This window comes from Parageobacillus sp. KH3-4 (genome assembly GCF_022846435.1).
GTDB lineage: Bacteria > Bacillota > Bacilli > Bacillales > Anoxybacillaceae > Parageobacillus > Parageobacillus thermoglucosidasius_A.
Genome location: NZ_AP025627.1, coordinates 12,501 through 32,243, shown reverse-complemented (window position 1 = coordinate 32,243; position 19,743 = coordinate 12,501). Strand labels below are relative to the sequence as shown.

15 protein-coding genes, 3 tRNA genes, 3 rRNA genes, 1 other RNA gene and 1 other annotated feature (1 of these 23 cut by a window edge) are annotated in these 19,743 nt (G+C 46.0%); of the genes, 4 read left to right on the top strand and 18 right to left on the bottom strand.

Annotated features, from left to right (window positions below; translation table 11 throughout):
- Positions 1-118: 118 nt before the first annotated feature.
- The 10 genes from MWM02_RS00160 to tadA all read right to left on the bottom strand — a co-directional run bounded on the left by MWM02_RS00160 (position 119) and on the right by tadA (position 6,498).
- Positions 119-194 (bottom strand) — tRNA-Ala (locus MWM02_RS00160).
- A 10-nt stretch (positions 195-204) separates the two neighbouring features.
- Positions 205-278 (bottom strand) — tRNA-Ile (locus tag MWM02_RS00155).
- A gap of 122 nt (positions 279-400) precedes the next feature.
- Positions 401-1,957, bottom strand: a 16S ribosomal RNA gene (locus MWM02_RS00150).
- 390 nt (positions 1,958-2,347) lie between these two features.
- Entirely contained in the window at positions 2,348-2,614 is a 267-nt protein-coding gene (locus MWM02_RS00145; RefSeq protein ID WP_064551413.1) for a pro-sigmaK processing inhibitor BofA family protein, read from the bottom strand.
- Positions 2,615-2,691: 77 nt separating this feature from the next.
- The gene (locus MWM02_RS00140; protein ID WP_064551412.1) at positions 2,692-2,916 is read right to left on the bottom strand and encodes a YaaL family protein; all 225 of its coding nucleotides are present in this window, start codon (positions 2,914-2,916) and stop codon (positions 2,692-2,694) included.
- 17 nt (positions 2,917-2,933) lie between these two features.
- Positions 2,934-3,530 (bottom strand): recombination mediator RecR, encoded by a 597-nt coding sequence (gene recR, locus MWM02_RS00135; protein ID WP_064551411.1) that lies wholly within the window; start codon positions 3,528-3,530, stop codon positions 2,934-2,936.
- 10 nt (positions 3,531-3,540) lie between these two features.
- Positions 3,541-3,864 (bottom strand): YbaB/EbfC family nucleoid-associated protein, encoded by a 324-nt coding sequence (locus tag MWM02_RS00130; RefSeq protein ID WP_420038602.1) that lies wholly within the window; start codon positions 3,862-3,864, stop codon positions 3,541-3,543.
- Between the two features lie 25 nt (positions 3,865-3,889).
- On the bottom strand, positions 3,890-5,575 hold the full coding sequence (gene dnaX, locus MWM02_RS00125) for a DNA polymerase III subunit gamma/tau (protein WP_064551408.1): 1,686 nt from the start codon (positions 5,573-5,575) through the stop codon (positions 3,890-3,892).
- A 122-nt stretch (positions 5,576-5,697) separates the two neighbouring features.
- Positions 5,698-5,962, bottom strand: an RNA gene (gene ffs, locus MWM02_RS00120) — signal recognition particle sRNA large type.
- A gap of 53 nt (positions 5,963-6,015) precedes the next feature.
- On the bottom strand, positions 6,016-6,498 hold the full coding sequence (tadA, locus tag MWM02_RS00115) for a tRNA adenosine(34) deaminase TadA (protein ID WP_244402714.1): 483 nt from the start codon (positions 6,496-6,498) through the stop codon (positions 6,016-6,018).
- A gap of 85 nt (positions 6,499-6,583) precedes the next feature.
- Here tadA and MWM02_RS00110 point away from each other — a divergent pair, with 85 nt between their 5' ends.
- From MWM02_RS00110 to MWM02_RS00100, 3 genes are all read left to right on the top strand, one after another.
- Positions 6,584-7,870: a glycoside hydrolase family 18 protein gene (locus MWM02_RS00110; RefSeq protein ID WP_244402713.1), complete on the top strand. Its 1,287-nt coding sequence runs from the start codon at positions 6,584-6,586 to the stop codon at positions 7,868-7,870.
- 100 nt (positions 7,871-7,970) lie between these two features.
- Positions 7,971-8,618: a deoxynucleoside kinase gene (locus MWM02_RS00105; RefSeq protein WP_064551402.1), complete on the top strand. Its 648-nt coding sequence runs from the start codon at positions 7,971-7,973 to the stop codon at positions 8,616-8,618.
- Complete coding sequence (locus MWM02_RS00100; protein WP_064551401.1) at positions 8,605-9,285, top strand: deoxynucleoside kinase; 681 nt, start codon at positions 8,605-8,607, stop codon at positions 9,283-9,285. Before MWM02_RS00105 ends, MWM02_RS00100 begins: the two co-directional genes overlap by 14 nt.
- Positions 9,286-9,383: 98 nt before the next feature.
- Here the strand turns inward: MWM02_RS00100 and MWM02_RS00095 are convergent.
- The 6 genes from MWM02_RS00095 to guaB form a co-directional block, all read right to left on the bottom strand.
- A tRNA-Ser gene (locus MWM02_RS00095) sits at positions 9,384-9,476 on the bottom strand.
- A gap of 90 nt (positions 9,477-9,566) precedes the next feature.
- Positions 9,567-10,841, bottom strand: coding sequence for a serine--tRNA ligase (gene serS, locus MWM02_RS00090; protein WP_244402712.1), 1,275 nt, complete (start codon positions 10,839-10,841; stop codon positions 9,567-9,569).
- Between the two features lie 51 nt (positions 10,842-10,892).
- Positions 10,893-11,109 (bottom strand) — a binding site (T-box leader).
- Between the two features lie 71 nt (positions 11,110-11,180).
- Positions 11,181-11,759: a pyridoxal 5'-phosphate synthase glutaminase subunit PdxT gene (gene pdxT, locus MWM02_RS00085; protein ID WP_244402711.1), complete on the bottom strand. Its 579-nt coding sequence runs from the start codon at positions 11,757-11,759 to the stop codon at positions 11,181-11,183.
- Between the two features lie 14 nt (positions 11,760-11,773).
- The gene (pdxS, locus tag MWM02_RS00080) at positions 11,774-12,658 is read right to left on the bottom strand and encodes a pyridoxal 5'-phosphate synthase lyase subunit PdxS (protein WP_064551395.1); all 885 of its coding nucleotides are present in this window, start codon (positions 12,656-12,658) and stop codon (positions 11,774-11,776) included.
- A 149-nt stretch (positions 12,659-12,807) separates the two neighbouring features.
- The gene (locus MWM02_RS00075) at positions 12,808-14,166 is read right to left on the bottom strand and encodes a serine hydrolase (RefSeq protein ID WP_232509540.1); all 1,359 of its coding nucleotides are present in this window, start codon (positions 14,164-14,166) and stop codon (positions 12,808-12,810) included.
- Positions 14,167-14,261: 95 nt separating this feature from the next.
- Positions 14,262-15,728, bottom strand: a complete 1,467-nt coding sequence (gene guaB, locus MWM02_RS00070) for an IMP dehydrogenase (RefSeq protein ID WP_064551392.1) — start codon at positions 15,726-15,728, stop codon at positions 14,262-14,264.
- A gap of 121 nt (positions 15,729-15,849) precedes the next feature.
- Here guaB and MWM02_RS00065 point away from each other — a divergent pair, with 121 nt between their 5' ends.
- Positions 15,850-16,839, top strand: coding sequence for a YaaC family protein (locus tag MWM02_RS00065; protein ID WP_064551390.1), 990 nt, complete (start codon positions 15,850-15,852; stop codon positions 16,837-16,839).
- A gap of 46 nt (positions 16,840-16,885) precedes the next feature.
- On the opposite strand, the gene rrf is transcribed toward MWM02_RS00065, so the two are convergent.
- Together rrf and MWM02_RS00055 are read right to left on the bottom strand one after the other, a co-directional pair.
- Positions 16,886-17,002 (bottom strand): 5S ribosomal RNA (rrf, locus tag MWM02_RS00060).
- 126 nt (positions 17,003-17,128) lie between these two features.
- Positions 17,129-19,743 (bottom strand): 23S ribosomal RNA (locus MWM02_RS00055) (it continues 320 nt past the right edge of the window).

The window sequence follows — 19,743 nt, the reverse complement described above, 5'->3', positions numbered from 1 at the left end:
TTATCTTCGCCGCCTTCGCTTCCCGGCTTCTTCCTTTCGGTTATCTAGTTTTCAAGGAACCAATTGATTTCTCCTGCATCCGTTCATAGACGCAGGCGCAAAATGTTTTTTCACTAAATGGTGGAGCCTATCGGGATCGAACCGATGACCTCCTGCGTGCAAAGCAGGCGCTCTCCCAGCTGAGCTAAGGCCCCATACATCAAATGGGCCTAAGTGGACTTGAACCACCGACCTCACGCTTATCAGGCGTGCGCTCTAACCAGCTGAGCTATAGGCCCATCATATCATATTAAATTCTTAAAAATTCCTTCAAAACTAAACAAAACGACAAGCGTCATTGTAACTGATTTTCATCTCATTGTCAATAGGCAGTCGCCTTTGCTTTTCGTGTCATCCTTAGAAAGGAGGTGATCCAGCCGCACCTTCCGGTACGGCTACCTTGTTACGACTTCACCCCAATCACTTGCCCCACCTTCGGCGGCTGGCTCCCTTGCGGGTTACCTCACCGACTTCGGGTGTTGCAAGCTCTCGTGGTGTGACGGGCGGTGTGTACAAGGCCCGGGAACGTATTCACCGCGGCATGCTGATCCGCGATTACTAGCGATTCCGGCTTCATGCAGGCGAGTTGCAGCCTGCAATCCGAACTGAGAGCGGCTTTTTGGGATTCGCTCCCCCTCGCGGGTTCGCAGCCCTTTGTACCGCCCATTGTAGCACGTGTGTAGCCCAGGTCATAAGGGGCATGATGATTTGACGTCATCCCCACCTTCCTCCGGTTTGTCACCGGCAGTCCCCCTAGAGTGCCCAACTGAATGCTGGCAACTAGGGGCGAGGGTTGCGCTCGTTGCGGGACTTAACCCAACATCTCACGACACGAGCTGACGACAACCATGCACCACCTGTCACCCTGTCCTCCCGAAGGGAGGAACGCCCTGTCTCCAGGGTTGTCAGGGGATGTCAAGACCTGGTAAGGTTCTTCGCGTTGCTTCGAATTAAACCACATGCTCCACCGCTTGTGCGGGCCCCCGTCAATTCCTTTGAGTTTCAGCCTTGCGGCCGTACTCCCCAGGCGGAGTGCTTAACGCGTTAGCTACAGCACTAAAGGGCTAACCCCTCTAACACTTAGCACTCATCGTTTACGGCGTGGACTACCAGGGTATCTAATCCTGTTTGCTCCCCACGCTTTCGCGCCTCAGCGTCAGTTACAGACCAGAGAGCCGCCTTCGCCACTGGTGTTCCTCCACATCTCTACGCATTTCACCGCTACACGTGGAATTCCGCTCTCCTCTTCTGCACTCAAGTCCCCCAGTTTCCAATGACCCTCCACGGTTAAGCCGTGGGCTTTCACATCAGACTTAAGGGACCGCCTGCGCGCGCTTTACGCCCAATAATTCCGGACAACGCTCGCCCCCTACGTATTACCGCGGCTGCTGGCACGTAGTTAGCCGGGGCTTTCTCGTTAGGTACCGTCACCGTACCGCCCTGTTCGAACGGCACTTCTTCTTCCCTAACAACAGAGCTTTACGATCCGAAGACCTTCTTCGCTCACGCGGCGTCGCTCCGTCAGACTTTCGTCCATTGCGGAAGATTCCCTACTGCTGCCTCCCGTAGGAGTCTGGGCCGTGTCTCAGTCCCAGTGTGGCCGGTCACCCTCTCAGGCCGGCTACGCATCGTCGCCTTGGTGAGCCGTTACCTCACCAACTAGCTAATGCGCCGCGGGCCCATCCGTAAGTGGCAGCCGAAGCCGCCTTTCAACCGAAGACCATGCGGTCTTCGGTGTTATCCGGTATTAGCTCCGGTTTCCCGGAGTTATCCCGGTCTTACGGGCAGGTTACCCACGTGTTACTCACCCGTCCGCCGCTAACCAAGCGGAAGCAAGCTTCCGCCCGGCCCGCTCGACTTGCATGTATTAGGCACGCCGCCAGCGTTCGTCCTGAGCCAGGATCAAACTCTCCATAGAAAATGGATTGGCTTATCTCCAACTTCGGCTCCGACACCAAAAGGTGCCAGTCGCCTCCGCTTTTCTTATTGTCTAGCTCCGGCTCCTAGCCCCTCGGGACGCTTCCTTCGGTCTCGCTGTGGCGGCAACCGCCTCCTCGCGAGCCCTCCAGCGCCTGTCGGGGCTAATCAGTCGCCTTCGCTTTTCTTATTGACGCTTGCGTTTTGTTTAGTTTTCAAGGAACTTTTGTACACTTTGCTAAGTTATATAGCTACGTTTTATTTATTTTTTAACAACGACGTTCTTAAATATAATACATATAAAAATAGAAGTCAATATGTTTTTTAAAAAAATAAAAAGACGACGATGAAAAACAACGCCTTTTTATTATTCTTTCTATAAAAATTTTTCTTACATAACAATATACTTTTCGATAATGACTAACGCTGCCGCTCCTGGTATCCCGAGGAATCCGCATATCAATGCCGTTATGAAATTAATAGGAATATGAACCTGAAACGTTCCGCCAATGGCATTGATAACAAATAAAACTAACGCTCCAACAATTAGTTTAATTACCCCATATCCTAAAAATTTTAATGTTTTCAACCTTGCTCCTACTAATAATAAAACAATAATCATAAACAATGACAAAACAACAACAAATTTTGGTTCCATTTTCCACGCTCCTTTTTTATGCTTGTACTACCAACGTATGAAAAAAGAGAGAAAAAAGAACAAAAAAATAAAGGAAGCTATTTCACTCCCTTTAATGATACGCGTCGATATTTCGCTTCCCGCATTAAAAAAAAATATTTGGCTTCTGCAACATTTAATGTCATTAGCACTTCCTCTGAAGGTTCCACACTTTTTTCAATCAGCCGTTTCTGTTCATACCATTCGTCACGTACTGCTTGTAATTGTTCTATTAATTTTAGATCAAACTGTTTTTTCAACCAGCCTTTCCGCCGCCATAACAAGTGACTTCCACCTCTTTCTATAACTCTCGACGTCCTTCCAAAGCTTTCGAAAGCGTCACTTCATCGGCATATTCCAAATCTCCGCCCACTGGCAATCCATGGGCAATTCTCGTCACTTTTATTCCAGTTGGTTTTAGCAAACGTGATATATACATCGCGGTCGCTTCCCCTTCAATGTTCGGGTTTGTTGCCAAAATAACTTCCTGTACAGTTTCATCTTGCAATCTTTTCAATAACTCCGCAATTTTTATATCTTCTGGCCCGATGCCTTCCATTGGAGAAATAGCGCCATGCAACACATGGTAAAGCCCATTGTATTCTTTCATTTTTTCCATGGCAATGACATCTTTCGGATCTTGCACAACACAGATTGTTGTTCGATCTCGTCTTTCATCTTTGCAAATATAACAAGGATCTGTATCGGTAATATGCCCACAAATCGCACAATATCTAATATTACGTTTGACATCCACAAGCGCTTTAGCAAATTCCAACACGGTATCTTCCTTCATCGTTAAAACAAAAAACGCGAGACGAATAGCTGTTTTTGGTCCGATTCCGGGCAGCTTCATAAAACTATCGATTAGCTTAGATATTGGTTCTGGGTAATGCATAAAACTCCTCCTAGAACAATCCCGGAATATTCAATCCTTTTGTAAATTGCCCCATCATTTCAGCCGCTAACTCATCTGCTTTTTTCAACGCATCGTTGGTTGCCGCCAACACTAAATCTTGGAGCATTTCAATATCTTCTGGATCCACGACTTCTTCTTTAATTTTCACTTCCAAAATTTGTTTATGACCATTTGCGACGACGGTTACCATTCCGCCTCCTGCAGTACCTTCTACTGTTTTTTCCGCTAATTGCTCTTGCGCTTTCTGCATTTCTTTTTGCATTTTTTGCATTTGCTTCATCATTTTTTGCATATTTCCCATTCCGCCACGCATCATCGTTTTTTCCTCCTTACAAGTTTTATTCCTTAATTTCAATTATCTCCTCGCCAAACAGCCGCTTTGCTTCTGCGATTAACGGGTCTTCTTCCTTTTCTTGTTCGCGCTTCGTTCCTTTTTCGCGAATGAATTCTTCCCTTATCTTTCCCCATTCTTCTTCAGGAACAGCCACCATTTCAAAACGTTTTTTCGTCAGTTCGAATAAAATCGCCTCTAAATTATCTTTCACATAATTCGTATTGTCAGCGGCCATTTTACAGTGGATTTCATATTTAAACTTCAACACAAAAGCATTCGGGCTTGCCGCAACTGGCTCGCTTTCCTGCAATAGAGCCGCATGGGACACTTTATGCTGTTTCCGTAATGTATCGAGCATCTCAGCCCAATGGCTTTTGATGAGCGATAAATCTTGATGGGTTGCTTGCTTTAATATTTCATAAATACGACCAACTGGCGTTTTATATCCTCCCGTTTTCAGCGGCCTCGTTTGTTTTTGCGCCTGAGCGGGGGCAGCTGCCGTAACAGATTCATTATGTTCTTTTAAACGGCGCAGTTCCGCTTCCAAATATTCCACTTTTCTTGCAAGCGATTGAATCTCTTCAGTGGACGGGGATGGAGACGAAGCTTGTTGATGGCAAAGCTTCACCAGCGCAACCTCCAAAAAAATGCGCGGATGATTCGTCCATTTCATTTCTTGCTGGCTTTTATTTAATACTTCAATCGCTTCATATATGTCAGATAACGGAACCGATTCCGCCAAATGTTGAAACGCATCGTCGACAATTGTGCCTTTGATCGCTCCTTCTACATGAGGAGCCGTTTTATAAAGCAAAAGATCACGATAATATAAAATTAAGTCTTCAATAAGGCGGTTAGGATCTTTTCCTTGGTCCATCATTTCCTCGAGCAGCTGCAACGATGTTGCCGCATCTTTCTCATACACAGCCCGAACAAGAGAGGTCAACGCCGCAGAAGCTACAGAGCCTGTCATGGCAAGGACGTCTTCAAGCAGCAATTCTCCATCGCTAAATGAAATAGCCTGATCAAGCAAGCTCAACGCATCGCGCATTCCGCCGTCGGCTGCTCGCGCAATCGCAGACAAAGCCTCATCGGAAGCTTTCATCCCTTGCCGTTCCATCACGTGCCGCAGTCTCGCAACAATGGAATGCAATGGGATTCGCCGAAAATCAAAACGCTGACAGCGGGAAATAATCGTAAGCGGGATTTTATGAGGCTCTGTTGTTGCCAATATAAAAATAACGTGCTTTGGGGGTTCCTCCAACGTCTTTAACAACGCGTTAAAAGCGCCAATTGAAAGCATATGCACTTCATCAATAATATATACCTTATAGCGAACGGATGTTGGCGCAAATTTCACTTTATCGCGAATATCGCGAATTTCATCCACCCGGTTGTTCGAAGCCGCATCAATTTCCAATACGTCCGGAATAGTGCCATTTGTAATCCCAATGCACGCGGGACATTCGTTGCACGGTTCTGCCGTCGGCGCACGCTCACAATTTACCGCTTTTGCTAAAATTTTTGCAGCACTCGTCTTTCCTGTGCCGCGCGGACCTGAAAACAAATAAGCGTGAGATATTTTATTTTGAAGCAGGGCACTTTGCAATGTTTTCGTCACGTGTTCTTGACCGACAACGTCTGCAAACCGCTGCGGCCGAAAAACACGATATAAAGCTTGGTATGTCACGAAATGGCCCCCCTCTTTCCCTCATCTCATTTATTATATAATGTCTTCGCCTTTTTTCAAAATAGAAATAGAATAAAAAAACTCACTCGCAAGGAGTGAGTTGTCTATTGCCTTCATGCAGGCCGTGCACCTTCTGTCGATTAGCTGCCCCAAGCGTTGCTCAAGCAGTTAGCTCAGTCCAGGCACCCCCGCGGCACATGGGAGCATCCGCTTACTGCTGCTTCCTTCCGGACCTGACAGGGTTCACGGAATCCCATTGCGCGGGACCCAAACGTCAACACCACTTACTTGAGACAGACCTCACGGCAGACTAACCTCGAGAAGGGATTCAGCCTCGCTAGAGCGGATTGCGAGTACAGGGCACCGCTACCTCCCCGCTTAGCACGGCAATATAAGTATAGCGGTTTTCGGAAAAAAATGCAATGACCATACCTTGTCATTTAGCTGGAATTTTGTCCAATATTTTTCTTTTTCTCACGAAGTTTTCGAAAAAAGTTGCTTAACATTTGTCCGCATTCTTCTTGCAATATCCCACTTGTCACTTCCGCTTGATGATTAAATCTTCCTTCTTGCAGCAAATTCATCAATGTGCCTGCACAGCCGCCTTTTGGATCACTTGCGGCAAATACGACTCTTTTGATGCGGGCAAGCACAATGGCCCCTGCGCACATCGCGCAAGGTTCCAGCGTGACGTACAACGTCGCGTCTTCCAAGCGCCATGAACCTACTTTTTTGCACGCTTCGTCAATCGCTAAAATTTCTGCATGGGCGATAGCGCGTTGTTCCGTCTCTCGCAAATTATGGGCACGAGCAATAACATTGCCACCTTGGACAATGATCGCGCCAATCGGTACTTCTCCTATTTGTTCCGCTTTTTTCGCTTCTTCTATGGCTAGACGCATATAATATTCATCGTTTACCATCGCTGAACTCCTTGTAAAAACAGTCATTTCTGCTCTTTTTTCATCATAGAATAAGAAGAACGAAGACGCAACTAGGAGGTAAAGTATGCAAATTCACGTCGTACAAAGCGGGCAGACGTTAAGCGGAATTGCTCAAGCGTATAATACGACTCCGGAAGAAATTACTCGGGCAAACGAGCTTCCAAATCCAAATGATCTTGTTGTCGGTCAAGCGATTGTTATTCCGATTGTTGGCCGTTTTTATTGGGTTCAGCGCGGTGATAGTTTATGGTCCATTTCTCGCAGATTTTCCATTCCTATGCAGCAGCTTGCGGAAATTAACCGCATTTCTCTCAATAGTCCGCTGCAAGTTGGACAACGTTTATATATTCCGCCAAGGACAAAACGGAGAGCCGAGTTTAACGGATACATTGAGCCGCGCGGAACGACTGTCAGCCCAGCGCTGGAGGCAAGAGCCCGTCAAGCTGCCCCGTATTTAACATACTTAGCTCCGTTTCAGTTTCAAATTCAGCGAAACGCAACACTCAGAGAACCGCCGTTAAATAATTTTCCATCTATCGCCCGCGCCAACCGCGTTACTTTAATTATGGTCGTTACCAATATCGAAAACGAACAGTTTAGCGATGAGCTAGGAGCGCTCATTTTAAACAACGAACAATTGCAAAACCGCTTATTGGACAACATTACAACAACAGCGAAAAAGTACGGATTTCGCGATATTCACTTTGATATGGAATATTTACGTCCTGAAGACCGCGAAGCGTATAACGCGTTTTTGCGAAAAGCAAAGCGTCGGTTTGAACGCGAAGGGTGGCTGATGTCCACCGCCTTAGCACCAAAAACGAGCGCGACACAAAAGGGGCGCTGGTACGAAGCACACGATTACCGCGCCCACGGCCAAATTGTTGATTTTGTCGTCATTATGACATACGAATGGGGATATAGCGGCGGACCGCCAATGGCGGTTTCCCCAATCGGCCCTGTTCGGCGCGTGCTCGAATATGCCATTTCCGAAATGCCTGCTTCTAAAATTATGATGGGACAAAACTTATACGGATACGATTGGACGCTTCCATACGTGCCGGGCGGGCCATATGCGCGGGCGATTAGCCCGCAGCAAGCGATCCGCCTTGCTTCCCAATACAATGTCGCCATTGAATATGACACAAACGCGCAAGCTCCTCATTTCCGTTATCGGGATGAAAACGGAAAAGAACACGAAGTTTGGTTTGAAGACGCCCGCTCAATTCAAGCAAAATTCAACTTAGTAAAAGAACTCGGCCTACGTGGAATTAGCTATTGGAAACTAGGATTAGATTTCCCACAAAATTGGTTGCTATTAACAGATAACTTTACTGTTGTAAAAAGATAATAAGACTTCTTTTCATCGCACTTGGTTGCTTTTCCAAGTGCGATTTTCTTTTTCTATGTTAAAATAAAGTTTGTCTGTTTACAAAGAAGGAGGAATATAAATGGGAACAGTTCCATTTATCGCGGTAGAAGGACCGATTGGAGTTGGGAAAACTTCATTGGCAAAAGCGATTTCTGAACGCTTTCACTATCATTTAGTGAAAGAAATCGTCGACGAGAATCCATTTCTCGGGAAATTTTATGAAAATATCGAAGAATGGAGCTTCCAAACGGAAATGTTTTTCCTTTGCCACCGTTATAAGCAATTAGAAGAAATTGACCGTGATTTTCTTCAACAACAAAAACCGATTGTCGCCGATTATCATATAATGAAAAATTTAATTTTTGCCAAAAGAACATTAAAAAGCCACCATTATAAAAAATATATAAAAATTTATGATGTTTTAACAGAAGGTTTACCTCAACCAAATATGATTATTTACTTACATGCCAGTCTTGAAACATTATTAACCCGCATTCGTCAGCGCGGTCGCAACTTTGAAAAAAAAATCGATCCGCTTTACCTACAGCAACTTTCCGCCGATTATGAAGAGACATTTGCCCTATTCGAACAAGCAAATCCGCAGATTCCAGTTCTCCGATTCAACGGGGACTTGCTGGATTTCGTTCAACGGAAAGAAGATTTATACCACATATTTGAGCAAGTAGAAACTGTCATAAAGGGGGTTAGTAGCAATGAACTTACGTGAAAAATACGATATTCCAGCGAACGCTGTCATTACGATTGCCGGAACAGTCGGTGTCGGTAAATCAACCATGACAAAAGCATTAGCAAAAGCGCTAAATTTTCGTACTTCATTGGAAAAAGTAGATACAAATCCATATTTAGACAAGTTTTATGATAATTTTGAACGGTGGAGCTTCCATTTGCAAATTTATTTTCTTGCCGAACGCTTTAAAGAACAAAAGCGAATGTTTGAATATGGCGGCGGTTTTGTTCAAGATCGATCTATTTACGAAGATGCGCATATTTTTGCAAAAATGCACTTTGAAAATGGAACAATGACAGCTGTGGACTACGAAACATATACGAGCTTATTTCAAGCGATGGTGATGACACCGTATTTCCCGCATCCTGATTTGCTTATTTATTTGGAAGGAAGTTTTGAGGAAGTGATGAAGCGCATTCGCGAGCGCGGGCGTCCAATGGAACAGAAAACACCGATATCATATTGGAAGGAAATGTATGAACGTTATAAAAAATGGATTAATGAATTTAACGCTTGCCCGGTTCTTCGCGTAAACATTAACGAATATGACATTATCGGAGAGGAACAGTCCATCGAGCCGATTATTAAAAAAGCGGCAACAATTATTCATGAATATCATCGCATAACAAATAACCGCCGTTATTAGGCGGTTATTTGTTTGGAAAAATAAAAATTCGTTACAAAATGTAACGAATCGTTTCGGATAACAATCTCCACTTATGCGCGTTGGTATTTCAAGCTTTATGGCGGAGGAGGAGGGATTCGAACCCCCGCGCGCCTTGCGGCGCCTCTCGGTTTTCAAGACCGACCCCTTCAGCCAGACTTGGGTACTCCTCCATACCGACATCATTGAATATAACATCAAGAAAACTAAAAGTCAACACTTTTTATGGTGAAGCTGGGCGGGTTTGCCCGCCCAGCTTTTATTTATCGAATAACCTCTTTATTTCCCATGTACGGGCGCAATACTTCCGGAATGACAACGGTGCCGTCTTCTTGCTGGTAATTTTCTAAAATGGCAGCTACCGTGCGGCCAATGGCTAATCCTGATCCGTTGAGCGTATGCACATATTCCGGCTTCGATTTTGGTTCACGGCGGAAACGAATGTTAGCACGCCGTGCTTGGAACGCTTCAAAATTGCTGCAAGAAGAAATCTCACGATATGTTCCATAACTTGGCAGCCATACTTCAATATCATACGTTTTTGCCGCCGAAAACCCTAAATCACCAGTGCATAAACATACAACCCGATAAGGAAGCCCAAGGAGCTGCAAAATTCTCTCCGCTTGATGTGTCAATTTTTCTAATTCGTCATACGAATCTTCCGGTTTTACAAATTTCACAAGTTCTACTTTATTAAATTGATGCTGACGAATAAGCCCTCTTGTATCACGTCCGGCAGCACCGGCTTCGGCACGGAAACACGCGCTGTAAGCAACATAATAAATCGGTAAATCTTCCGCCGATAAAATTTCATCGCGATGTAAATTAGTCACAGGCACTTCTGCCGTCGGAATTAAAAAGTAATCTTCTGTTTCGATACGAAACGCGTCTTCTTCAAACTTTGGCAATTGCCCTGTCCCTGTCATGCTCGACCGATTGACAAGATACGGAGGCAATATTTCTTGATAACCGAACTCTTCGACATGAACATCGAGCATAAAGTTAATTAACGCGCGCTCTAGGCGGGCACCGAGTCCTTTATAAAAGACAAAGCGGCTTCCCGTTACTTTCGCAGCCCGTTCAAAATCAAGGATGCCGAGCTGATCAGCGATATCCCAGTGCGGTTTCGGCTCAAACGAAAACGAACGCGGTTCCCCCCATTTGCGAACTTCGACGTTATCTTCTTCCGACTTACCGACAGGTACCGATTCATGAGGAACGTTTGGAATGGACAATAACAGCGCATTTAATTCTTCTTCCACTCGGCGGATTTCGTCATCCATTGCTTTAATGCGATCCCCGACTTCCCGCATCTCGGCAATGAGATGATCGGCATCTTTTTTTTCTCGTTTTAACACGGCGATTTGTTGGGATACTTCATTTCGTTTATTTTTTAGTTCTTCTGCTTTTGCGATTAATTCGCGGCGTTTTTTGTCGAGCTCTTCAAAACGGTCAATATTTGCTAAATCCCCGCTGCGCTTTAGAAGCCTTTCTCTTACTTCTTGAAAATGATTGCGTAAATATTTCACATCAAGCATTAGCGATACCTCCTTCTTTATATAATTATAAAATAAAAACTCCCGTCCCGAAAAAGGGACGAGAGTAATCCCGCGTTGCCACCCTAATTGAAGACGAGGCTGTCTTCCGCTTGAACCGATAACGGCGAAAAGCCGAAAATGCTTACTAGCTTGCGCGTTCAGCACTTTACTCCAGGACGGATTCACAAGCGTTTCCCGCCGGTTTGCACCACCCACCGACTCTCTGGAGAGAAACGGTCTTGCTACTAGTTCCTTTCATCGCTTTAGCGCTATGTTATTTTCGCCTATGTCTACTTGCACCAATAATGTACTATAAGTTTTTTTGAAAAGCAACCCTTTTTATACTTTCGCTTCTTTCACCATATTGAGAAAATATTGCGTCATGCGATGATCGTCCGTTAATTCAGGGTGGAATGAGCATCCTAAAAATTGCCCTTGTCTTGCCGCGACAATACGCCCTTCATATTTCGCCAAAATTTCCACATCTTCTCCCACTTCGACAATATGGGGAGCACGGATAAACACCCCAACAAAGTTATCAGCAACTCCTGCGATGGAAAGCTCCGCCTCAAAACTTTCCCGCTGACGGCCAAAAGAATTGCGTTGCACCGTAATATCCATCAATCCTAAATGCGGCTCGTCATAGCCGACAATTCGCTTTGCTAACAAAATGAGGCCAGCGCACGTGCCGAACATCGGTTTTCCCGCCGCTGCAAATTGTTTCAACGGCTCGATAAATCCGTATTTATCCATTAAGCGGCGCATCGTCGTGCTTTCGCCACCAGGAAGAATAAGTCCGTCAATTTCCTCCAACTGCTCGATTTTTTTTACAACCACTGCCTCAGCACCGCACGCTTCAATGGAACGGACATGTTCCTGTACGGCGCCTTGCAAGCCAAGCACTCCGATTTTCATCATTACGTCTACTCCTTTTACCAACCACGCTCTTGCATACGTTGTTCTGGCAATAATGACGCGACATCAATACCGCGCATTGCGCCGCCTAATCCTTTGGATAAATGGGCAATTAACTCGTAGTCTTCATAATGGGCTGTCGCTTCAACGATCGCCCGCGCATATTTTTCCGGATTTTCCGATTTAAAAATGCCCGAACCGACAAACACCCCGTCTGCGCCTAAATGCATCATCAATGCCGCATCAGCCGGAGTCGCGATACCGCCTGCGGCAAAGTTGACGACAGGGAGACGGCCCAATCGCTTAATTTCACGCAATACCTCGACTGGAGCGCCTAAATTTTTCGCTTCTGTCACAAGCTCATCTTCACTCATGCTGACGACTTTGCGAATTTGCGCATTGACTTTGCGCATATGGCGCACTGCCTCAACAATATTTCCTGTACCCGGCTCCCCTTTTGTGCGAAGCATCGACGCCCCTTCAGCAATGCGGCGTGCTGCTTCTCCTAAGTCGCGACAACCGCAAACAAACGGAACGGTAAACTGACGTTTGTCAATATGGAATTCTTCGTCCGCTGGTGTTAACACTTCGCTTTCGTCAATATAATCAACACCTAACGCCTCAAGGACGCGCGCCTCTACGTAATGACCGATACGCGCCTTTGCCATGACAGGAATCGATACGGCCTTCATCACTTCCTCAATGACCGTCGGATCTGCCATGCGCGCGACACCGCCGGCGGCGCGAATATCAGCAGGGACACGTTCCAATGCCATCACCGCTACCGCACCGGCTGCCTCCGCGATTTTCGCTTGTTCCGCATTCACCACGTCCATGATGACGCCGCCCTTTTGCATTTCCGCCATTCCCCGTTTGACACGATCTGTACCTGTAATCGCCATTTATCATTCCCCCTTATTTCGCTACGTCAGTTACTTTGTTACCTATCATCGCATCCTCATCATAAGTGAAGATGATTACATTTTTCTATTTTACCTCATTTTTTTAAAAAATCACAACAGAAAAAAGCTCCCTAAAAAGGAAGGAGCTTTTAAAACCAACCTTTAACCGTTTTTACCACGCTTGTCCATACATCGCCAAACAACCCGCCGATTCCTCTCATTGTAAGCACAAACCAGTTTGCCTTTTCAACATTGCTTTTTGCAATAATATCAACACTTACATTCTTTTTCATTTCTGGACTTAAAAAACTATATTCCCCTTCTCCTTTATATTGCAATGTCATATATCCGACTTTTTCTCCTTTTTTCACCGGTGCGGTTAGCTCGCCGTTGGCGGTCAATTTCTTTTTATCGAAAACATAAACAGGACGATAATTTTTTTCCTCTCCGTTTTTCACGACGAGAGAAAGCGGCTTATCAGTTGCGATAGCGACAGATTTTTCTTTTCCTTTCACTACTGGCAACACCGATTTTCCTTTTAGTTCATATCCTTTCGGGTATAGTTTTTTCATAGAATAATTGCTGAATCCATAGTCAAGCAATTTTCTCGTTTGTTCAAAACGTGCTTCGATCGTCGACTTTCCATTACTTTTCGCATTCATCACAACAGTAATAAAACGAACGCCATTCCGCTCTGCCGTTCCTGTAAAACAATAACCTGCAAATTCTGTATAACCCGTTTTTAGGCCATCGACCCCTTCGTATGCATGAACTAGTCCAGGCAGCATCCAGTTCCAGTTGTCCATTTTAATTTCATCATCCGTTCCTTCTCGGAATACTTTATGAGCAACACTGGCTGTTTTTAGCACTTCCGGATGCTCCTTTAACAAATGGTATGCCAATGTAGCAATCGCCCGAGCGGACATGACATTTTCCTCATGTTCGCCCATTCCTTCTGGCTGAAATCCTTTTAAGTCTTTATTGCTTAATCCGGTGGCGTTAACAAATTTATAACCTTGCAACCCTAACTGTTTCGCTTTTTCATTCATCATTTTCACAAAATTTTGTTCCGAGCCGCCGACAATTTCAGCAATGGCCACCGTAGCTGCATTGGCGGAATAAATCGCCATCGCTTCATAAAGCTCACGAACGGTGTATTTTTCATCTTTTCGTAACGGAACGTTCGATAAAGCGCGATCTTGCGAAAGACGATAAACGTAGTCACTTGGTGTATACTGCTGATCCCATTTTACCCGCTTTTCTTTGATCGCTTCCAACAGCAAATACTCGGTCATCATTTTTGTCATGCTAGCAATACCAAGAACGGTATCAATGTTTTTTTGATACAAAATTCTCCCTGTATTTGCATCAACAAGTATCGCCGCATCAGCTTCAATGTCCAATGGATCGCCTGCTGCTTTTGCCGCTTGGAATGGTAGAAAATGAAAACAGAAACAAATCATCAAGAAACTAATAATTATTTTTTGCTTTATCCTCTTCACGTTCATACCCTCCTCACACAAACGTTATTGTAACACACTCCTTTACAAAAAAATAGACGGAGAAAATTTCCCCGTCTAAGTTAGGTATATAGACATATTTATTAAGAAATAGAGTAGTTTGGCGCCTCTTTCGTAATTTGTACATCATGCGGATGGCTTTCGCGCAATCCTGCGCTCGTCATGCGAATAAATTGGGTCTTTTCTCTTAGTTCCTCTAAATTTCTTGTTCCACAATATCCCATTCCTGCTCGCAAACCGCCGACAAGCTGATAAATCGTGTCAGCCAAAGGTCCTTTGTAAGGAACGCGTCCTTCAATCCCTTCAGGAACGAATTTTTTATTATCCTCTTGGAAATAACGGTCTTTGCTTCCTTTTTCCATCGCAGCAACAGAACCCATGCCGCGATACACTTTAAATCTTCTTCCTTGATAAATTTCCGTTTCTCCAGGGCTTTCTGATACTCCGGCTAAAAGGCTTCCCAACATGACCGCATGCGCTCCTGCAGCCAACGCTTTTACAATGTCGCCGGAATATTTAATTCCGCCGTCAGCGATGATCGGAACGCCGTGTTTACGAGCTTCTGTTGCACAATCGTATATTGCCGTAATTTGTGGCACACCGACACCCGCGACAACGCGCGTCGTACAGATTGACCCAGGTCCAATGCCGACTTTGATGATGTTCGCTCCCGCCTCAATCAAATCGCGTGTCGCCTCCGCTGTCGCGACATTTCCCGCGATAATATTTAAGTCTGGGTATTGTTCGCGAATTTTGCGAACCGTCTCAAGAACACCTTTGGAATGACCGTGCGCCGTGTCCACGACAATGACATCAACGTTTGCTTCCACCAGTTTTTTCACGCGAATCATCGTATCAGCTGTCACGCCAACAGCCGCCCCGACAAGAAGTCGTCCTTTTGCGTCTTTTGCAGAATTCGGAAATTCGATCACTTTTTCGATATCTTTAATTGTGATTAATCCCTTTAATACCCCATTTTCATCTACAAGCGGCAACTTTTCGACTTTGTACTTTTGTAAAATCTTTTCTGCCTCTTCTAACGTCGTTCCAACCGGAGCCGTGATTAAATTTTCTTTTGTCATCACATCGGAAATTTTCGTGGAATAATCTTGAATGAATCGTAAATCGCGGTTTGTAATAATGCCAACAAGCTTTTGCTCTTCCGCGTTATTGACGATCGGCACGCCAGAAATACGATATTTACTCATTAAATGTTCAGCATCGTACACTTGATGTTCAGGGGTTAAGAAAAACGGATCCGTAATGACTCCTCGCTCCGAACGTTTCACTTTATCTACTTGCTCCGCTTGCTGCTCGATGGACATATTTTTATGGATAATTCCAAGTCCACCTTGTCTTGCCATGGCAATGGCCATTTCTGCTTCCGTTACCGTATCCATTCCTGCACTAATAATTGGGATGTTCAACTGTAACGTTTCGCTCAACTTTGTCGTCACATCCACATCGCGAGGCAATACATCTGATTTAGCAGGAATAAGCAGCACATCATCAAACGTTAATCCTTCTTTAGCAAATTTCGATTCCCACATGTTTTCTCCCCCTTATCCGGAAATATTATTAGTAGCTTAACAACTGGTTAAACTACTGTCAAGGAATAGAGAAAATGTTCAACTTTTCAGTTATTTTTTAATATAGCAAGGGGGAGTGACAATGTTTGATCACGGAAACATTTCCAATAAATTTGTCGTCTTTCATTCGGCAGATATCGCCCAACAACTGCTTCGTCAATGCTACGTAAAACAAAAAAGGAAAGATGCTGTTCAAAAAAGCTACACAAACTGCTACCCATTTCTTTATTATCTAGAACACGGACAAAACTTTTATTCAACTGCAAGCAATGCTCCTTTATCCATTAAGCCTGTTCTTTTATTTTACGGAATGGTGCAGTTTTTAAAAGCTTGCTTGCTTACAGTCGACGCAGATTATCCTGAATCTACTTCCGTTTTAGCACACGGAGTCTCCACAAGAAAAAGAAAAAAACAAGGATATGAATTTTTCGATGATGAAGTCAAAGTACAAAAAAACGGATTATTTACTCATTTTTCTGAAAAAATGTTTCATGTGAAACAACCAGCAGGAGAAAAATTTCGGATGATTACGTTGCTCCAGCGCATATGCGAACTACATCAATCATTCGCTATATTTAACGATGAAAAAATATTATCTATAGAAATTATACATAACTCTTCCCGCAATACTATTGCGATTCCGATAGAAATTTTAGACCATTATCATATGTCGTTAAATCGGTTTATTCATTACATAGAGCATGAATGGCACTTTTCCAAAACTACTTTTGTGAAAGAGGAAGATCGTTTTATTCACATTGGAATTCAATCGCCACTACAACCGATTGGATGTGAACCATTGATGTTTCATTTAAATGGAACATACCGCATTCCGACAAAGAGAGAAAAAATATTTATGTTGCCGGAAGTGATCGCGCATTATTTATTGCTATATAACTTAAGCATGATTTCCCGATACGAAACGGAATGGTGGAGCGAGTTATTGCATGCTTACTCAAGTAATGCATATACATTGATTGTCCAATTTTTATCTTTAACTGCAGAGAAAGTGCCTTTATTGCTTTATGAATATTTAACACACCAGCTGTTTCCAAGCTCCGTTCATTCATAATAAAAAGCACCCTGCTTATTCGCAGGGTGCTTTATAAAATAAACTTGCCTAGCAACGACCTACTCTCGCAGGGGCGCTGGCCCCAACTACCATCGGCGCTGGAGAGCTTAACTTCCGTGTTCGGAATGGGAACGGGTGTTTCCTCTCCGCTATTGTCACTAGGCAAATAACGAACTAGTTCTATTATAGTTCAATCGATGACATTGTCAAGGGGAATTTCATTCCCTCAAAACTAGATAACCGTCCGTTTGGAAGAAGCCGTTTCGCTGGGCGGCTTCCGTTTTTCCGCTTGGTTAAGTCCTCGATCGATTAGTATCCGTCAGCTCCACGTGTCGCCACGCTTCCACCTCGGACCTATCGACCTCGTCATCTTCGAGGGATCTTACTCGCTTTTCGCGATGGGAAATCTCATCTTGAGGGGGGCTTCACGCTTAGATGCTTTCAGCGCTTATCCCTTCCGCACATAGCTACCCAGCGGTGCCCCTGGCGGGACAACTGGTACACCAGCGGTGCGTCCATCCCGGTCCTCTCGTACTAAGGACAGCTCCTCTCAAATTTCCTGCGCCCGCGACGGATAGGGACCGAACTGTCTCACGACGTTCTGAACCCAGCTCGCGTACCGCTTTAATGGGCGAACAGCCCAACCCTTGGGACCGACTACAGCCCCAGGATGCGATGAGCCGACATCGAGGTGCCAAACCTCCCCGTCGATGTGGACTCTTGGGGGAGATCAGCCTGTTATCCCCGGGGTAGCTTTTATCCGTTGAGCGATGGCCCTTCCATACGGAACCACCGGATCACTAAGCCCGACTTTCGTCCCTGCTCGACCTGTCCGTCTCGCAGTCAAGCTCCCTTCTGCCTTTGCACTCTCCGAATGATTTCCAACCATTCTGAGGGAACCTTTGGGCGCCTCCGTTACCTTTTGGGAGGCGACCGCCCCAGTCAAACTGCCCACCTGACACTGTCTCCCACCCCGATAAGGGGTGCGGGTTAGAATTTCAATACCGCCAGGGTGGTATCCCACCGCCGCCTCCACCGAAGCTGGCGCTCCGGCTTCCCAGGCTCCCACCTATCCTGTACAAGCGATACCAAAATTCCATATCAGGCTGCAGTAAAGCTCCACGGGGTCTTTCCGTCCTGTCGCGGGTAACCTGCATCTTCACAGGTAGTATGATTTCACCGGGTCTCTCGTTGAGACAGTGCCCAAGTCGTTACACCTTTCGTGCGGGTCGGAACTTACCCGACAAGGAATTTCGCTACCTTAGGACCGTTATAGTTACGGCCGCCGTTTACTGGGGCTTCGGTTCGCACCTTCAGCCTTGCGGCTTAAGCGCTCCCCTTAACCTTCCAGCACCGGGCAGGTGTCAGCCCCTATACTTCGCCTTTCGGCTTCGCAGAGACCTGTGTTTTTGATAAACAGTCGCTTGGGCCTTTTCACTGCGGCTCCCTCGGGCTTGAGACCCAAGAGAGCACCCCTTCTCCCGAAGTTACGGGGTCATTTTGCCGAGTTCCTTAACGAGAGTTCTCCCGCGCACCTTAGGATTCTCTCCTCGCCTACCTGTGTCGGTTTGCGGTACGGGCACCTCCCACCTCGCTAGAGGCTTTTCTTGGCAGTGTAGGATCGGGGACTTCGGGACCAAAGGTCCCTTCGCCATCACGGTTCCGCCTTATTGCCAGACGGATTTGCCTATCTGGCGGCCTAACCGCTTGGACAGGCTATTCCAGCAGCCTGCTCGCCCTACCTTCCTGCGTCCCCCCATCGCTCAAACGGTGAGGAGGTGGTACAGGAATCTCGACCTGTTGCCCATCACCTACGCCTTTCGGCCTCGGCTTAGGTCCCGACTAACCCTGAGCGGACGAACCTTCCTCAGGAACCCTTAGGCTTTCGGTGCAGAGGATTCTCACCTCTGTTTTCGCTACTCACACCGGCATTCTCACTTCTAAGCGCTCCACGAGTCCTTCCGGTCTCGCTTCAGCGCACTTAGAACGCTCCCCTACCGATGACCATCGGTCATCCCACAGCTTCGGTGGTACGTTTAGCCCCGGTACATTTTCGGCGCAGAGTCACTCGACCAGTGAGCTATTACGCACTCTTTAAATGATGGCTGCTTCTAAGCCAACATCCTGGTTGTCTGGGCAACTCCACATCCTTTTCCACTTAACGTACACTTAGGGACCTTAGCTGGTGGTCTGGGCTGTTTCCCTCTCGACTACGGATCTTATCACTCGTAGTCTGACTCCCAAGGATAAGTCGTTGGCATTCGGAGTTTGACTGAGTTCGGTAACCCGATGAGGGCCCCTAGCTCAATCAGTGCTCTACCTCCAAGACTCTTCCCTTGAGGCTAGCCCTAAAGCTATTTCGGGGAGAACCAGCTATCTCCAGGTTCGATTGGCATTTCACCCCTACCCACACCTCATCCCCGCACTTTTCAACGTGCGTGGGTTCGGGCCTCCAGTAGGTGTTACCCTACCTTCACCCTGGGCATGGGTAGATCACCTGGTTTCGGGTCTACGACGACGTACTATGCGCCCTATTCAGACTCGCTTTCGCTGCGGCTCCGTCTTTTCGACTTAACCTCGCACGTCATCGTAACTCGCCGGTTCATTCTACAAAAGGCACGCCATCACCCATCAACGGGCTCTGACTACTTGTAGGCACACGGTTTCAGGTTCTCTTTCACTCCCCTTCCGGGGTGCTTTTCACCTTTCCCTCACGGTACTGGTTCACTATCGGTCACTAGGGAGTATTTAGCCTTGGGAGATGGTCCTCCCTGCTTCCGACGGGATTCCCCGTGTCCCGTCGTACTCAGGAGCCACTCGGGAGGGAACGAAGTTTCGACTACAGGGCTGTCACCTTCTCTGGCGGGCCTTTCCAGACCGCTTCGTCTACCCCGTTCCTTTGTC

Excerpts from the sequence above, each read along its gene's own strand:
- MWM02_RS00145 (WP_064551413.1), bottom strand. The coding sequence starts at position 2,614 with ATGGAACCAAAATTTGTTGTTGTTTTGTCATTGTTTATGATTATTGTT.
- recR (WP_064551411.1), bottom strand. The coding sequence starts at position 3,530 with ATGCATTACCCAGAACCAATATCTAAGCTAATCGATAGTTTTATGAAG.
- MWM02_RS00130 (WP_420038602.1), bottom strand. The coding sequence starts at position 3,864 with ATGCGTGGCGGAATGGGAAATATGCAAAAAATGATGAAGCAAATGCAA.
- tadA (WP_244402714.1), bottom strand. The coding sequence starts at position 6,498 with ATGGTAAACGATGAATATTATATGCGTCTAGCCATAGAAGAAGCGAAA.
- MWM02_RS00110 (WP_244402713.1), top strand. The coding sequence starts at position 6,584 with ATGCAAATTCACGTCGTACAAAGCGGGCAGACGTTAAGCGGAATTGCT.
- MWM02_RS00105 (WP_064551402.1), top strand. The coding sequence starts at position 7,971 with ATGGGAACAGTTCCATTTATCGCGGTAGAAGGACCGATTGGAGTTGGG.
- MWM02_RS00100 (WP_064551401.1), top strand. The coding sequence starts at position 8,605 with ATGAACTTACGTGAAAAATACGATATTCCAGCGAACGCTGTCATTACG.
- serS (WP_244402712.1), bottom strand. The coding sequence starts at position 10,841 with ATGCTTGATGTGAAATATTTACGCAATCATTTTCAAGAAGTAAGAGAA.
- pdxT (WP_244402711.1), bottom strand. The coding sequence starts at position 11,759 with ATGATGAAAATCGGAGTGCTTGGCTTGCAAGGCGCCGTACAGGAACAT.
- pdxS (WP_064551395.1), bottom strand. The coding sequence starts at position 12,658 with ATGGCGATTACAGGTACAGATCGTGTCAAACGGGGAATGGCGGAAATG.
- MWM02_RS00075 (WP_232509540.1), bottom strand. The coding sequence starts at position 14,166 with ATGAACGTGAAGAGGATAAAGCAAAAAATAATTATTAGTTTCTTGATG.
- guaB (WP_064551392.1), bottom strand. The coding sequence starts at position 15,728 with ATGTGGGAATCGAAATTTGCTAAAGAAGGATTAACGTTTGATGATGTG.
- MWM02_RS00065 (WP_064551390.1), top strand. The coding sequence starts at position 15,850 with ATGTTTGATCACGGAAACATTTCCAATAAATTTGTCGTCTTTCATTCG.